Annotated in this window: 13 protein-coding genes; 7 read left to right on the top strand and 6 right to left on the bottom strand. The window is 49.5% G+C overall.

Annotated elements, in window-relative coordinates:
• Nucleotide 1: 1 nt before the first annotated feature.
• The 6 genes from Dpoa2040_RS11305 to Dpoa2040_RS11280 form a co-directional block, all read right to left on the bottom strand.
• Nucleotides 2-334, bottom strand: coding sequence for a cytochrome o ubiquinol oxidase subunit IV (locus Dpoa2040_RS11305; protein WP_168641304.1), 333 nt, complete (start codon nt 332-334; stop codon nt 2-4).
• Nucleotides 334-948 (bottom strand): cytochrome o ubiquinol oxidase subunit III, encoded by a 615-nt coding sequence (locus Dpoa2040_RS11300; protein ID WP_168641303.1) that lies wholly within the window; start codon nt 946-948, stop codon nt 334-336. The genes Dpoa2040_RS11305 and Dpoa2040_RS11300 overlap by 1 nt, the downstream gene beginning before the upstream one ends.
• Nucleotides 938-2929, bottom strand: coding sequence for a cytochrome o ubiquinol oxidase subunit I (gene cyoB / locus Dpoa2040_RS11295; RefSeq protein WP_168641302.1), 1992 nt, complete (start codon nt 2927-2929; stop codon nt 938-940). Before cyoB ends, Dpoa2040_RS11300 begins: the two co-directional genes overlap by 11 nt.
• A gap of 20 nt (nt 2930-2949) precedes the next feature.
• Nucleotides 2950-3900, bottom strand: coding sequence for a cytochrome o ubiquinol oxidase subunit II (gene cyoA, locus Dpoa2040_RS11290; RefSeq protein WP_168641301.1), 951 nt, complete (start codon nt 3898-3900; stop codon nt 2950-2952).
• A gap of 430 nt (nt 3901-4330) precedes the next feature.
• Complete coding sequence (ampG, locus tag Dpoa2040_RS11285; protein WP_168641300.1) at nt 4331-5800, bottom strand: muropeptide MFS transporter AmpG; 1470 nt, start codon at nt 5798-5800, stop codon at nt 4331-4333.
• Between the two features lie 58 nt (nt 5801-5858).
• Nucleotides 5859-6437 (bottom strand): lipoprotein, encoded by a 579-nt coding sequence (locus tag Dpoa2040_RS11280; RefSeq protein WP_146411450.1) that lies wholly within the window; start codon nt 6435-6437, stop codon nt 5859-5861.
• A gap of 325 nt (nt 6438-6762) precedes the next feature.
• Here Dpoa2040_RS11280 and bolA point away from each other — a divergent pair, with 325 nt between their 5' ends.
• From bolA to ppiD, 7 genes are all read left to right on the top strand, one after another.
• Nucleotides 6763-7077: a transcriptional regulator BolA gene (gene bolA, locus Dpoa2040_RS11275; RefSeq protein ID WP_168641299.1), complete on the top strand. Its 315-nt coding sequence runs from the start codon at nt 6763-6765 to the stop codon at nt 7075-7077.
• 312 nt (nt 7078-7389) lie between these two features.
• Nucleotides 7390-8694 (top strand): trigger factor, encoded by a 1305-nt coding sequence (gene tig / locus Dpoa2040_RS11270; protein ID WP_168641298.1) that lies wholly within the window; start codon nt 7390-7392, stop codon nt 8692-8694.
• A 411-nt stretch (nt 8695-9105) separates the two neighbouring features.
• On the top strand, nt 9106-9729 hold the full coding sequence (gene clpP, locus Dpoa2040_RS11265) for an ATP-dependent Clp endopeptidase proteolytic subunit ClpP (RefSeq protein ID WP_042869294.1): 624 nt from the start codon (nt 9106-9108) through the stop codon (nt 9727-9729).
• 125 nt (nt 9730-9854) lie between these two features.
• Entirely contained in the window at nt 9855-11129 is a 1275-nt protein-coding gene (gene clpX, locus Dpoa2040_RS11260; RefSeq protein ID WP_042869296.1) for an ATP-dependent protease ATP-binding subunit ClpX, read from the top strand.
• Nucleotides 11130-11317: 188 nt separating this feature from the next.
• Nucleotides 11318-13681, top strand: a complete 2364-nt coding sequence (gene lon, locus Dpoa2040_RS11255) for an endopeptidase La (protein ID WP_042869298.1) — start codon at nt 11318-11320, stop codon at nt 13679-13681.
• A gap of 194 nt (nt 13682-13875) precedes the next feature.
• Nucleotides 13876-14148 (top strand): nucleoid-associated protein HU-beta, encoded by a 273-nt coding sequence (hupB, locus tag Dpoa2040_RS11250; RefSeq protein WP_042869301.1) that lies wholly within the window; start codon nt 13876-13878, stop codon nt 14146-14148.
• Between the two features lie 254 nt (nt 14149-14402).
• Nucleotides 14403-16283 (top strand): peptidylprolyl isomerase, encoded by a 1881-nt coding sequence (gene ppiD, locus Dpoa2040_RS11245; RefSeq protein ID WP_168641297.1) that lies wholly within the window; start codon nt 14403-14405, stop codon nt 16281-16283.
• Nucleotides 16284-16328 lie beyond the last annotated feature (45 nt).

Genomic DNA, 16328 nt, shown 5'->3' with positions numbered 1-16328 from the left:
GTTACTGAATCATCATATTGTGGTGCGCGTTCATCATGATCCATAGGGATCCCACCACCACAATTGCGATAATCAGGGCGGTAAACACAATGGCTACCAGATTCCAGCGCTCTTCTGATGAGGTGTTGAGGTGCAGGAAGTACACCAGATGAACCAGAATCTGGACAACAGCGCAGCCCAACACGGTTAACAGAATGACATTATGGGACGCCGAACCGTTCATCACCAGACCGAATGGAATGACGGTCAGTATGATGGACAGGACGAAACCAATCAGATAGGACTTCACGCTACCGTGGCTGGCGCCTGCATGATCGTGTGTGGAATGACTCATTACATCACCCCCATCAGATAAACTACAGTGAAGACACAAATCCATACCACATCAAGGAAGTGCCAGAACAAGCTCAGACACATCAGACGGGTTTTGTTGGTACTAGTCAGGCCGTATTTTGTTACCTGAATCATCATGATGGCGATCCAGATAAGGCCTGAAGTCACGTGGATACCGTGAGTACCAACCAGCGCAAAGAAGGAAGACAGGAATGCACTGCGGTCAGGGCCTGCACCTTCTACGATCAGGTGATGGAATTCATAGACTTCCATCCCGATAAACACCAGTCCGAACAGGAAGGTAAGACCCAGCCAGGCGTTAACCTGGCTCTTGTTACCTTTGTTCATGGCAATCATCGCCATACCGTAAGTAATACTACTGAACAGCAGGGCGAAAGTTTCTACCAGCACGAACTTCAGATCGAAAAGTTCCTTGCCAGTCGGGCCACCAGCCGTGCCGCTCACCAGAACGGAGTAGGTCGCGAACAACATCCCGAACAGGATGCAGTCGCTCATCAGGTAAATCCAGAAACCGAAGACTTTATTAGCACCGGTGTCGTGATGCCCATGCTCTGCATGGGCTGCATTGTGATGAGTTAACGTATCAGTGGACATTTTTCACGCCTGCCTTGCTGAGTTTATCGAAGTTTTGATGTTCGATGTGTTCGACCTCGTTAACCGGCACGTAGTAATCCACGTCCTGATTAAAGCTGTGGACGATCCAGGTCGCAATCATGCCCACAAAACCGATAATCGCCAGCCACCAGATGTACCAGATCATAGCGAAGCCAAACACCAGGCTGAACGCTGAGATGATCACACCGGCACCGGTATTTTTCGGCATATGAATTTCTTCATATTTTGCCGGTTTGCGATAGGCTTCGCCTTTTTCCTTGGTTTCCCAGAATGCATCACGTTCCTGAACATGTGGTACGATAGCAAAGTTGTAGAACGGCGGCGGCGAGGAGGTTGCCCATTCAAGAGTACGGGCATCCCACGGATCGCCGGTCAGATCGCGGTTCTGGTTACGGTCGCGGATACTGACGGCAAACTGGATAACCTGGCATACCACTCCCAGTGCAATCAGGCCAGCACCAATAGAGGCCACGACTAACAGTGGATGGAATTCCGGGTTGATCTGTTGGCTCAGACGGCGGGTCATTCCCATGAAGCCCAGTGCATACAGCGGCATAAAGGCAACGAAGAAACCAATGAGCCAGCACCAGAAGGCACGCTTACCCCAGGTTTCATTCAACTTGAAGCCAAACGCTTTCGGGAACCAGTAAGTGATACCGGCAAAGCAGCCAAATACTACGCCGCCGATGATGACGTTATGGAAGTGGGCGATTAGGAACAAACTGTTATGCAGCACAAAGTTGGCGCCCGGCACAGCCAGCAGTACCCCAGTCATACCACCGATGGAGAAGGTAATGATGAAGCCTGTCGTCCACAGCATGGCGGAGTGCGGTTGAATGCGCCCCTGATACATGGTGAACAGCCAGTTGAAGATTTTAACCCCGGTCGGGATTGAAATAATCATCGTCGCTATACCGAAGAAAGCGTTGACGTTGGCTCCTGATCCCATAGTGAAGAAGTGGTGCAGCCAGACGATGAACGACAAAACGGTAATGGCGATAGTTGCCCATACCAGCGAGGTATAACCAAACAGACGTTTCTTACAGAAGGTCGCCACCACTTCGGAGTAAATACCGAAGACCGGCAGAACCAGAATGTACACTTCCGGATGGCCCCAGGCCCAAATCAGGTTGATGTACATCATCATGTTGCCACCCATATCATTGGTAAAGAAATGGGTGCCGAGGTAACGGTCCAGCGTCAGTAACGCAATGGTCACCGTCAGAATCGGGAACGCAGCAATAATCAGTATGTTGGTGCACAGCGCCGTCCAGGTAAACACCGGCATTTTCATCAGGCTCATGCCAGGCGCGCGCATTTTCATGATAGTGGCGAAGAAGTTAACACCAGTCAGCGTGGTACCTACGCCGGAAATCTGGAGACTCCATATCCAGTAGTCTACCCCCACACCGGGACTGTACTCCTTACCCGACAACGGCGGATAGGCCACCCAACCGGTCTGGGCGAATTCCCCAATCCCCAACGACAGGTTGATCAGGATAACGCCGGCAACAAACAGCCAGAAGCTCAGTGAGTTCAGGAAGGGGAAGGCCACATCACGTGCGCCTATCTGCAATGGCACGGCCAGGTTCATCAGACCGACAACAAACGGCGTCGCCACGAAGAAGATCATAATCACGCCATGCGCGGTGAAGATCTGGTCATAATGGTGAGGGTTAAGAAAACCTGCCTCACCGGCAGAAGCCAGTACCTGCTGTCCACGCATCATGACGGCATCGGCGAAGCCACGCAACATCATCACCAGACCGACGATGATATACATGATACCGATTTTCTTGTGGTCCACCGAGGTGAACCATTCGGACCATAGCCATTTCCATTTACCAAAGTAGGTAACGGCAGCCAGCAGCGCTAATCCGCCTAGAATGATTGCTGCCACCGTGACCATGATAATCGGTTCATGGTAGGGGATCGCATCAAGAGTTAATTTTCCGAACATCGTTTATCCCTCGGCTCCTTTTAATGAGAGGAGTGCTCGCTCATGTTCATGCCTTGGTGGTTCTGCATACCTTCTACTTTCTTAGGCTCGCTTTCTGCACCGTGCTGCATGTTCATGTTGTTGCCAATGAACTTGGTAATGATCTGGCTAAACAGTTCAGGTTGAACCTGAGAGTAGTACTCTACCGGATGGTACTCGGTAGGTTGCGCCAGTTTGTTAAAGTCATTCATCGTACTCAGCGTCTTGGATGACTTGCGTACATTTTCAACCCATTGGTCAAACGCTTGCTGATTCGGGGTCGCAATGGCGGTGAATTTCATGCCAGAGAACCCTTTACCGCTGTAGCCGCCGGAGATACCGTCATACTTGCCAGGTTCGTTGGCGATTAAGTGTAACTGCGTCTGCATCCCTGCCATGGCGTAAATCTGACCACCAAGACGTGGAATAAAGAAGGAGTTCATCACCGTATCGGACGTAATCTTGAAGTTGACCGGAACGTTGGTCGGGAATGCCAGTTCATTAACCGTGGCAATGCCAAGATCCGGGTAGATGAACAGCCATTTCCAGTCAAGAGACACCACTTCAACATTGATGGGTTTGACATTGGAGTCCAAAGGCTTGTAAGGATCAAGCGAATGGGTGGTCTTCCAAGTGATTGTCCCAAGGATGAGGATAATGATGATGGGAACCGTCCAGACAACGGCTTCGATTTTGTTAGAGTGCGACCAATTTGGCGTGTACTTCGCTTTTTCGTTGGAGGCTCTGAACTTCCAGGCGAAGGCAATCGTCATAATGATCACCGGGATAACAACGATCAACATCAAACCGAGTGCTGTCAGTATCAACGAACGTTGCTCTAACCCGACTTGTCCTTTGGGGTTTATTAATGCCATATCGCAACCACTGAGAAGCAGTGTGGTGGCGATTAAAGACAACATCCCAAAAATTTTATTGTATTTCCTGAGTCTCATCTAGCGACCTCAATTACAAGGGCTCTATTGTCATTTCACGCGAGCGGGCATTTTACGGGAAGGTTACCACACTGTAAACATCATTAAAGAGATGTCAGTCTGTTGTTTACAGCTTTTGCCTGACATATCACATTTGAGATGCATTTCTTAAAATTACTTTTAAAAACAGTGGGTAAACCGTCTATAAAAAAGTATGTATCGCTTTTCAGGAATTACAACTATTTCTGAACACTATTTTGTTTTATGTTAATGCTTCGTTTCTGTAACGTTGCATGAATTAACGTAATTGGACTGAATTATTAAAGGCGATAAAATAAATGTTTCTGAATCATCAAGAGTTGGGAAGAAAAATAATTTAATAAAGTGATAATAAATGACGAGGCTACGTTTTTTATCGATAGCCTGTTTTAATTGAGTTAAACCATCGGATTTAATGGCGATGCCAAGACAGATAGTCAAGCAGACCGCCAAGCAGAATCGCTATTGTTGCAAGTGTCGCTCCTGCAGTCATCAGCATGTTTTTTATATGGGTATTTTCTAGCCAGCCCAGACCTAGCATTCCCCAAAGAAGCAGACCGCCAGCAAACAAAATACAACCGACAAAAAACAGTCGGGAAGCCAGCATATAAAAATGCGGATAGGCATGTCGGCGCAGAAAAGTGCTGCCTGATTGCGCCAGTTCCAGCGATGATCGGCAAATGTTCAGCACAAGCAACCCCGGAATGGCGATGATGATAGATGACAGGTAAAACCATGCCCATCCGTACAGTTCCACAAACCAGCCGGCAATCGGGCCGACATAAACGCGTCCTACGGCTGAAAGTGCGGATAACAAAGCAAATTGGGTTGCTGAAAATGACTTGTTACAAAGTGTCATTAATAATGCCACAAAGGCAGTGGTTCCCATGCCGCCACATAGGTTTTCCAGAAATACCGCTGATGCCATGGTGAGCAACTGTTTGTCTGTGATAGCCAGTAACCAGTAACCGGCATTCGATACTGCCTGGAGCAGGCCGAACACAATCAGAGACCGGAACAGCGTCCAGCGCTGCATCAACACTCCGCCGTACAACGCACCGATAATTGTGGCGAACAACCCCAGCGTCTTGTTGACTAACCCTACCTCACCTGGATTGAAGCCGACTCCCCGAATCAAAAAAGTGGTGCTGAGGCTGACGGCAAACGCATCTCCCAGCTTGTACAATACAATCAGCATCAGAATCAGCCAGGCATTGTTGCGGCTGAAAAAATCTTTCAATGGTGCGATGACCGCCTGTTCAAGGGTGCGCGGTGCCGGCTCGCTGACGATGGGTTCTGGTGAAAGCAAGGTCGCTATTGTGCACAGCAACAAAAGACCGGCCATCAGCCAATACGTAGCGTGCCAGCCGAGAAAACGATCAGCAACCCATAATGCCAGACCGCCGGAAACCAGCATGGCCAGGCGATAACCCAGAACAGAAATGGCGGCGCCGTTGCCTCGTTCTTCAGGTGGCAATAAATCGGTTTTGTACGCGTCAAATACAATGTCTTGTGAGGCAGAGCAGAACGCAATGATGACAGCCAACAGCGCCAGCCACCATAGATGTTGAGATGGATCCAACGTGCCGATAAAGGCAATGGCTGCCGCCAGCAACAATTGCGTTACTAAGAGCCAGCCGCGGCGACGCCCCATAAATGGCGGCGTGTAGCGATCCATCAGTGGTGACCACAGAAATTTGAAAACATAAGCCTGCCCTACCAGAGAAAAGAATCCGATGGTTTTTAGATCCACATTTTCCACGGTCATCCATGCCTGCAACGTACCGGAGGTCAGTGCCAGCGGTAAGCCTGAGGCAAAACCCAGAATCAGAAGAATGGCTCGGTTGCGTTCACGGAAAGGCGAAAAAAAGCGGCTGAGCATATGAGGTCCTTGTTCCCTTGCCCTGTGGAGGGCAAGGGAGGTACGGCAGAATATACCGTTAGCGAGAGTTAGTTTTGATGAATGTGCTGATGCTGGTGTCCTGGGCCATATCATTGATAACATCACTCAGCACCTGATTAACCGACTCGGTAATCTTGCTGTTGGTGGCGGTAAGTGCGCCTTGTACATTATAGCTGGCGCGGTAGTTTTTGATTTGCTTATTGCCGTTGGCTGCCTGTGCGATGATGGAGATATCCGCTTTGGTGGTAATGTTGTAGCGCAAATTGCCTTCGGCGACATCGGCATACAGCGTGTTAACCACCACCTGCAGTGCGACTGGACCACCAGTGCCAATCATATAACCTCTGGCTGACATCTGTTTCTCCAGCACCTCTTGCAGCAGGAATCGCAGATCGCGCGATGGTGTCAGGGTAACCAGTTGACCATCTCGGTTGACTCGTGCCAGTGACTGGTCGGCACGCTGGTCGACGCCATTGATGCTAATGGTCACGCCCATTAAGGTTGGGTCCTGCGAGGGCAGTGTTATTTTTGGCGTGACATCCAGCGTGTTGCTTTTACTGGCGCATCCCGCCAGCACGAGTGCGGCGAACAACGGGAAAATAAATTTTTTTAACATGTGTGTCTTCTCGTCATAAAACGGTGGTTGGCTGATAAACATAGGGCAGTATAATAACATTGTCTTGGACAAGGGAAAGAGCAGAAAGTAGTCAGTATCCTGCTGAGCTGCATTCATTTTTTCCATTGAATCTGGCGTGAATGCGGTCTGAAATCGGATAATGTCGTACTGGAGTGACGTCTCTGCCGTCGCCGCGTATCCTGACGATCAGTTCTTCTCCATTAATAATCAAAAAATGACTAAAATTGAAGTGGATAAGTGCGCAATTCATGATAAAAACCGTTTTGTTGAGATTAATTTCACTAATCTCTGAAAAGGTAACCCTATGATTCGTGAAAAGATAGAAACTAAGTTGCGTGCTGAATTCGAACCGCAACACCTTGAAGTTACTGATGAAAGTCATCGCCACAATGTACCGGTCGGTTCTGAGAGCCATTTCAAGGTGGTGTTGGTTAGCGAGCATTTTTCTGGTGAACGGGCTATCAGTCGTCATCGCGCGATTTATCGCGTGTTAGCTGATGAGCTGGCTGGGACAGTACATGCACTGGCGTTGCATACTTATACGCCGAAAGAGTGGCTGGATTTGCAAATGACGGCGCCCTTGTCTCCTCCCTGCGGCGGTGCGGGGCTACAGCGCTGAATGCTGAATATAGCTCACTCACAGCATTTGCGGCGATTTACAGGTGACCTGCGGTGATTGAAGACAGAAAGTGTGAAAGTCCTCTGCCAATAGTCTGGTTACTCTCCTCGACTCGCTCTATTGATGCCGCTATAATGCTGCGTCTTATTTTCCGGAATGTATTCGGGACGCTTCTGACTAACTATAGGGAACTGGTCCGGTAAAGTGGCCATCCTGGTTCTGTGAGACTGTGATCAACAAGGTTGCCCCTGGGCGCTTTATGAAAACGGCCTCTGGGGTTGACCGAGCACTGTGATTTTTTGAGGTAACAAGATGCAAGTTTCAGTTGAAACCACTCAAGGCCTTGGGCGCCGCGTAACGATTACCGTTGCTGCTGACAGTATTGAGAATGCTGTTAAGAGCGAATTGGTCAGTGTGGCTAAAAAAGTTCGTATCGATGGTTTCCGCAAAGGCAAAGTGCCGGCGAAAATTGTTGAACAGCGTTATGGCGCCTCCGTCCGTCAGGACGTGTTGGGCGATCTGATGCAGCGTCACTTCGTTGATGCCATCATCAAAGAAAAAATCAACCCGGCTGGCGCGCCGAACTATGTTCCGGGCGAATACCAGATCGGTGGCGATTTTACTTACACTGTAGAGTTCGAAGTTTATCCGGAAGTTGAACTGAAAGGTCTGGATACCATCGAAGTTGAAAAACCGTTGGTAGACGTATCTGATGTTGATGTGGACGGTATGCTGGATACTCTGCGCAAGCAGCAGGCAACCTGGAAAGAAACTGATCGCGCTGCGGCAGCTGAAGATCGCGTAACCATCGATTTCAACGGTTCTGTTGGCGGTGAAGAGTTCGAAGGCGGTAAAGCTTCCGATTTCGTTCTGGCTATGGGTCAGGGCCGTATGATCCCTGGTTTTGAGGACGGAATTGTTGGCCACAAAGCGGGTGATGAGTTCACTATTGATGTGAAATTCCCAGAAGACTACCACGCTGAAAACCTGAAAGGTCAGGACGCCAAGTTCGCTATCGTACTGAAGAAAGTGGAAGAGCGTGAGCTGCCGGAACTGACTGCCGATTTCATCAAGCGCTTCGGCGTTGAAGACGGTTCTCTGGAAGGCTTGCGTGCTGAAGTGCGCAAAAACATGGAGCGTGAACTGAAAGGTGCGATTCGCAACCGTGTGAAATCTCAGGTTATCGACGGCTTAGTCAAGGCCAATGAGATTGACGTGCCGGCTGCATTGATCGACAACGAAGTTGACGTTCTGCGCCGTCAGGCGGCTCAGCGCTTCGGTGGCAACGAAAAACAAGCTCTGGAACTGCCGCGTGAACTGTTCGAAGAACAGGCTAAACGTCGTGTGGTAGTTGGCCTACTGCTGGGTGAAGTGATTGAATCTAACGAGCTGAAAGCGGATGAAGGTCGCGTCAACGCTCTGATCGATGAAATCGCATCTGCGTATGAAGACCCGCGTGAAGTGGTAGATTACTACAAGAAAAACAAAGAGATGATGAACAACATGCGTAACGTCGCGCTGGAAGAGCAGGCGATTGAAGCTTTGTTGTCCAAGGCGAAAGTGGTAGAGAAAGCGGTTAGCTTTAACGAGCTGATGAACCAGACTGCGACTGCCTAATCCCGATTTTTATCTAAAGTCGTCTCTTCAAAAGCCCACAGCTTGCGCTGTGGGTTTTTTGTTCCCTGAGGCGGCGAATTGCTCAGCGTATCGCTAGCGAGCTTCTGCTAAATCTGCACTATGATTAATAACGATTAATGCGTGATAGCCGTTAAATTAATCAGAGTGTAATCCAACCGGCTTTCGGTGCAGGATATCGCTTTAACCGACATGAATCGCTGGTGTAAGCTTGAAAGAAGATGCATCGGTCCCCAACTGGTTAAATAACCGCGTAGATTGCATCGTCAGGGAAATTCGCCTGATTCCGACAACGGCGAGATGGCTAACTGCGTGTCAGAGCATGGTCATCACTTTCTATCTCAAGTAGAATCAGGCCTTATGCGCCAAATGCATTTTATCTAGGAGACGTTAATGTCATACAGTGGCGAACAAGAAAAATTGGCCCCGCACATGGCTTTGGTGCCGATGGTGGTTGAGCAGACTTCGCGTGGGGAGCGTTCTTACGATATCTATTCCCGGCTTCTGAAGGAGCGAGTGATCTTTCTGACCGGTCAGGTAGAAGATCATATGGCTAACCTGATTGTGGCGCAGATGTTGTTTCTGGAAGCCGAAAACCCTGAGAAAGATATCTACCTGTATATTAACTCTCCGGGGGGCGTGATTACCGCCGGTATGTCGATTTACGACACCATGCAATTTATTAAGCCGGATGTTAGTACCATTTGTATGGGACAGGCAGCGTCAATGGGAGCGTTCCTGCTGACCGCAGGTACTAAAGGTAAGCGTTTCTGTCTGCCGAATTCCAGAGTGATGATTCATCAGCCATTGGGTGGGTTCCAGGGGCAAGCAACGGATATTGAGATTCATGCCAAAGAGATCCTCAAGGTGAAAGCTCGAATGAACGAGTTGATGGCCAAACATACTGGTCAGCCTCTTGAAGCGATAGAAAGGGACACGGAGCGTGACCGTTTCCTCTCTGCTGCCGAGGCAGTAGACTATGGGTTAGTGGATTCCATACTCACCCATCGTGAATAACGCCGTAGATACGAGATAGCCCGATGACGCGGGTTGCCGGCCATATGGCAGTAGGCTGGTTTTGTTGTGGCGCTATTGCTATGTGGTTGGCCTGCGGGCAAGAGACTAGAGAAGAGGTTTGACTCATGACAGATAAGCGCAAAGACGGTTCAGGGAAGCTGCTGTACTGTTCTTTCTGCGGCAAAAGCCAGCACGAGGTTCGTAAGCTGATTGCCGGGCCGTCAGTGTATATCTGCGATGAATGTGTTGACTTGTGTAACGACATTATTCGCGAAGAAATTAAAGAGGTTGCGCCACACCGTGAGCGCAGTGCGTTACCGACGCCACACGAAATCCGCCGTCATCTTGATGATTATGTCATCGGCCAGGAGCAGGCGAAAAAGGTGTTGGCGGTTGCGGTTTATAATCACTACAAACGTCTGCGTAACGGTGACAGTAATAGTGGTGTCGAACTGGGCAAAAGCAATATCCTGCTGATTGGGCCGACCGGTAGCGGGAAAACATTGCTGGCGGAAACCCTGGCCCGTTTCCTGGATGTCCCTTTCACCATGGCTGATGCCACTACATTGACCGAAGCGGGTTACGTTGGCGAAGACGTTGAGAATATCATTCAGAAGCTGTTGCAAAAGTGCGATTACGATGTGCAGAAAGCGCAGCGCGGTATTGTCTATATTGATGAAATCGACAAGATTTCCCGTAAATCCGACAATCCGTCCATCACTCGTGATGTGTCTGGCGAAGGTGTTCAGCAGGCGTTACTGAAGTTGATTGAAGGCACGATCGCCGCTGTTCCGCCGCAAGGTGGCCGTAAGCATCCGCAGCAGGAATTTCTGCAAGTTGATACCTCCAAGATCCTGTTTATCTGTGGTGGTGCATTTGCCGGGCTGGACAAAGTTATTGAGCAGCGTACGGATACCGGTCGTGGTATTGGCTTCAATGCGACAGTCAAAGGTTTGTCTCAGAAAGCGACAGAAGGCGAGTTGCTGGGGCAGGTGGAACCGGGCGATTTGATCAAATTTGGTCTTATCCCAGAGTTTATTGGTCGTTTGCCGGTAGTAGCCACGCTCAAAGAGCTGGATGAAGAAGCCTTGATCCAGATCTTGCGTGAGCCGAAGAATGCACTGACCAAGCAATATCAGGCACTTTTCAAACTGGAAGGTGCGGAATTGGAATTCCGTGACGAAGCGTTGACCGCCATTGCTAAAAAAGCGATGGCACGCAAGACTGGTGCGCGTGGTTTGCGCTCTATCGTGGAAGCGGCGTTGTTGGAAACGATGTACGATCTGCCTTCACTGGAAAACGTGGATAAAGTGGTGATCGATGAGTCTGTTATTTCGGGGCAAACCGAACCGCTGCTGATTTACGGTAAGCCCGAAGCACAGCAAGCATCTGGTGAATAATTAGCCTAAAAAACAACGGTAAACGACAAAGTGGGGGGTTTTAGCCCCCCATTTTTTTTTACACACGTTCAGTCGTTGAATGTGAGGTATTTATCCCCATATACTCGAATACCTATAGGCGAAAACCGTGATGCCCGCGTTTCACGGATTCCCTTAACCTGGCGGAAACGAAACTAAGAGAGAGCTCTATGAACCCTGAGCGTTCCGAACGCATAGAAATCCCCGTATTGCCGTTGCGCGATGTGGTGGTTTATCCGCACATGGTCATTCCGTTGTTTGTTGGGCGGGAGAAATCAATTCGGTGCCTTGAAGCGGCTATGGATCACGATAAAAAGATCATGCTGGTGGCACAGAAAGAAGCCTCAACGGATGAGCCTGGTGTTAACGATCTTTTCTCGGTAGGGACGGTCGCCTCTATTCTTCAAATGCTGAAACTGCCTGATGGAACCGTTAAGGTGCTGGTGGAAGGCTTGCAGCGAGCACGCATCACGACACTCTCTGACAGCGGAGAGCATTTTGCGGCTCAGGCCGAATACCTGGAGTCGCCGGCAATTGAAGAGCGTGAGCAGGAAGTGCTCATGCGCACGGCTATTAATCAGTTTGAAGGCTACATCAAACTGAACAAGAAAATTCCCCCTGAAGTATTAACATCGCTTAACAGTATTGATGATGCCGCACGTCTTGCCGATACCATTGCCGCGCACATGCCGCTGAAGCTGGCGGATAAGCAATCGGTACTGGAAATGTCCGACGTAACCGAGCGTCTGGAATACCTGATGGCGATGATGGAATCCGAGATTGATCTGCTACAGGTGGAAAAACGTATCCGTAGTCGTGTCAAAAAGCAGATGGAAAAAAGTCAGCGTGAGTATTACCTGAATGAACAGATGAAGGCCATTCAGAAAGAGCTGGGCGAAATGGATGATGCACCTGACGAGCAGGAAGCGCTGAAACGTAAAATCGATTCTGCGAACATGCCGAAAGACGCGCGCGAAAAAGCCGAAGCGGAGTTGCAGAAACTGCGCATGATGTCACCGATGTCGGCGGAAGCGACCGTGGTACGCAGTTACATCGACTGGATGGTGCAAGTGCCGTGGCAGGCGCGTAGCAAAGTGAAGAAAGATCTGGTCAAAGCCCAGGAAATGCTGGACAGCGACCACTATGGACTGGAACGAGTCAAGGAACGCATCCTTGAATATCTGGCGGTACAGAGCCGGGTCAGCAAGATAAGAGGGCCGATTTTGTGTCTGGTTGGTCCGCCGGGGGTAGGTAAAACCTCTCTGGGTCAGTCGATTGCCAAAGCTACCGGTCGTAAGTATGTTCGTATGGCGCTGGGCGGTGTACGCGATGAAGCGGAAATCCGCGGTCATCGTCGTACCTATATCGGTTCCATGCCGGGCAAACTGATTCAGAAGATGGCGAAGGTGGGCGTAAAAAACCCGTTATTCTTATTGGATGAGATCGATAAGATGTCTTCCGATATGCGCGGCGATCCTGCTTCTGCCCTGTTGGAAGTACTGGACCCGGAACAGAACGTGGCATTTAACGATCATTATCTGGAAGTGGATTACGACCTGTCCGACGTCATGTTTGTGGCAACGTCCAACTCCATGAACATTCCGGCACCGCTGCTGGATCGTATGGAAGTGATCAGGCTGTCCGGCTATACCGAGGATGAAAAACTCAATATCGCGCGTCAGCACTTGCTGCCGAAGCAAATTGAGCGTAATGCCCTGAAAAAAGGTGAGCTGACGGTCGAAGATAGTGCCATTATCGGCATCATTCGCTATTACACCCGCGAAGCTGGGGTGCGTAGTCTGGAGCGTGAAATCTCCAAGCTGTGCCGTAAGGCGGTAAAAGCGCTCATGATGGATAAGGCTATCAAGCATATCCTTATTACTGGCGACAATCTGAAGGAGTATCTCGGCGTTCAACGCCACGACTATGGTCGTGCAGACGAGGAGAATCGTGTTGGTCAGGTAACGGGGCTTGCCTGGACGGAAGTCGGTGGCGATCTGTTGACAATAGAAACTGCCAGCGTACCGGGCAAAGGTAAGCTGACTTACACCGGTTCTCTGGGTGAAGTTATGCAGGAGTCGATTCAGGCTGCACTGACTGTGGTACGAGCCAGAGCTGAAAAGCTGGGAATTAATTCCGACTTCTATGAAAAACGTGATATTCACGTTCATGTGCCTGAAGGGGCGACACCGAAAGATGGTCCGAGTGCCGGTATTGCAATGTGTACCGCATTGGTGTCTTGTTTAACCGGTAACCCGGTGCGTGCTGATGTAGCGATGACGGGTGAAATCACGCTGCGTGGGCTGGTGTTGCCAATTGGCGGGTTAAAAGAAAAATTGCTGGCTGCACACCGCGGCGGGATCAAGACCGTGCTGATTCCGGAAGAGAACAAGCGCGATCTGGAAGAAATTCCGCAGAATGTGATTGCCGATTTGGACATTCACCCAGTCAAACGCATTGAGGAAGTGCTTACTCTGGCCTTGCAGAACTCACCTTATGGCATGGATGTGGTAAAGTCGGTGGCTAAAAAATAGTGACCTATAGCAAAAACCACTGAGAAAATAAGGGTTGGTAAGTAAATTGGTGCTTGCCAGCCTTTTTTCGTGCCGCTAAGTTAGAGCACTGTCGAGACTGCAGGCCGGTAACCGGGGTTTTGACTGAATTAATAAAGCTACATGCTGCGCTGGACACCCTAGCGTAATGACAGTATTTCAGAGGGGATGATAGTGTGAACAAGTCACAATTGATCGACAAAATTGCCGCAGATGCTGATATTTCCAAAGCGGCAGCAGGGCGTGTGTTGGATGCAATTATTGGGTCTGTTACCGAATCTCTGAAAGCAGGGGATGACGTTGCTTTAGTTGGTTTTGGTACGTTTTCTGTTCGTGAGCGTGCGGCGCGTACTGGCCGTAACCCGCAAACCGGGAAGGAAATCAATATTCCTGCCGCTAAAGTGCCGGGTTTTCGCGCTGGTAAAGCACTGAAAGATTCAGTGAATTGATGATTAATTAGCAAAATCTGAGTCGGGACGACTTTCCAGTCCAAACACTACCTGACTCAATGTGATGGGTAAGGTAAGATATGAGGCGCATCATGGCATGATGTGCCTTTTTTTACAGCTAATTGAGATTACTGTTATCAGGCAAATACTTGAATGCGCCCTAGCCGAAGACGGCTATAGCAATAGCAGGGAAGTATGGCTACGGCCTGCGCAGGGGAAGTGTTATCCATTCTACAGCGGAGTGTTGTCACATTATGATGGACAATTTACGCGCGGCCGCTAACAACGTCGTGCTGAAAATTATTCTTGCCTTGATTATTGGTTCATTCGTGTTGACCGGTGTGGGAGATTACCTGATACGAGGTTCAGGTGATTACGCGGCCAAGGTAAATGGCCAGGAGATTACCCGGTCCCAGCTTGAGCAAGGGGTTCAGAATGAGCGTAGTCGCCAGCAGGAGATGTTGGGAGATAATTTCTCTGCACTGGCCGCTAATGAGGGGTATATGCAGCAGTTGCGCAAGCAGGTGCTGTCACAGCTCATTGATGAAACGCTGGTTGTGCAGTATGCCCATACCTTGGGGCTGAGTATCAGCGACGATCAGGTCAAACAGGCGATTTTCGCTGTGCCTGAATTTCAGACCAATAACCGTTTCGATAATGACAAATACTTGTCACAGGTGCGTCAACTGGGGCTGACGACAGATGCTTATGTGCAATTTCTGCGTAAGCAATTGTTGACTCAACAATTGATTCGCGGGTTAGGTAACACTGACTTCGTACTGCCGCAGGAGCTTAATAATCTGGTGGCGATGGCAGCACAAGATCGCACCATTCGTACGGCAACTATCGATCTCAATGCCAGAGCCAGGAATCAGACGGTTTCTGATGAGGAAGTGAAAAACTTCTACGATCAGAACAAGGGCCGTTATCTGGCGCCAGAGCAGTTCAAAGTCAGCTATATTATGCTGGATGCTGCTGCCATCATGGACAAAACCAAGGTGGATAGTAGTGATACCGCCGCGTACTACGAGCAGCATAAGAGTGAGTTCACCCAGCCGGAACGCAAAAAATACAGCGTCATTCAGTTAAAAACTGAGGCGGATGCTAAAGCAGTACTGGAGCAGTTGAAGAAAGGCGCTGATTTTGCGGCGCTGGCTAAGGAAAAATCTACCGATATTGTTTCCCGTCGTAATGGCGGTGACTTGGGTTGGATGGATGATGGCTCTACAGTCGATGAAATCAAACAGGCTGGTCTGAAGCAGAAAGGCCAATTGTCTGATGTTGTTAAATCTTCGGTAGGTTACCTGATTATTCGACTGGATGATATTCAGGCTCAGCGTGTTAAAGCGTTGGATGAGGTTCGTGCTGATTTGGCTGAAAAGGTAAAACGTGAGAAATCGCTGGATGCGTTTTACGCTTTACAGCAGAAGGTGAGTGAAGCGGCCAGCAATGATAATGAATCGTTGATTTCTGCTGAGAAAGTCGCCAACGTCAAGGCAGTTCAGACAGACTGGTTCACGCGTGACAACGTACCTGCCGCATTGAACTTCCAACCGGTGACTCAGGCTATTTTGGGTGGTTCGCTGGTTGGCGAGAATGGCACGCCGGGTAACAATTCAGATGTGATCAGCGTCGAAGGTGATCGTGCGTTCGTATTGCGCGTGACTGACCACAAGCCGGAAACGACTCAACCGTTGGATCAGGTGCGCGAGCAGGTCGTTCAGGCGTTGAAACGTCAAAAAGCAGAGCAACAAGCCAGAGTTGACGCTGAAAAGATTCTCGCTGATCTCCATCAGGGTAAAACCGACAGCATGAAAACCGCTGGCCTGAGTTTTAGTGCAGCGAAAGAGATGTCCTCTGTTGGTCAGACTGATGCGCTGGCGGAAACTGTGTTTGCGATGCCGCAGCCGAAGAAAGACCAACCGTCTTACGCAGTGGCTCAGGATCAGGCTGGTAATATTGTTTTGGTTGCATTGAATGCTGTGAAGCCACATACCTTGTCTGATGAACAGAAGAAGCAGTTCGGTACCCAGATTGAGCAAAGCTCTGTGGGGGCGTTGTTTGATACTTTGCTGACCAGCTTGCGTAGTCAGGCGAAGATTAAGTTCGGTAACGCTGCACAAGAAGTGCAATAACCCTCGCAGAGTTTTGCAAATCACTGCAACATTTAAAGGCCGCTT

Source organism: Dickeya sp. CFBP 2040 (genome assembly GCF_012273755.1).
Lineage (GTDB): Bacteria > Pseudomonadota > Gammaproteobacteria > Enterobacterales > Enterobacteriaceae > Dickeya > Dickeya poaceiphila.
This window is presented reverse-complemented; position numbering and strand designations above follow the sequence as displayed.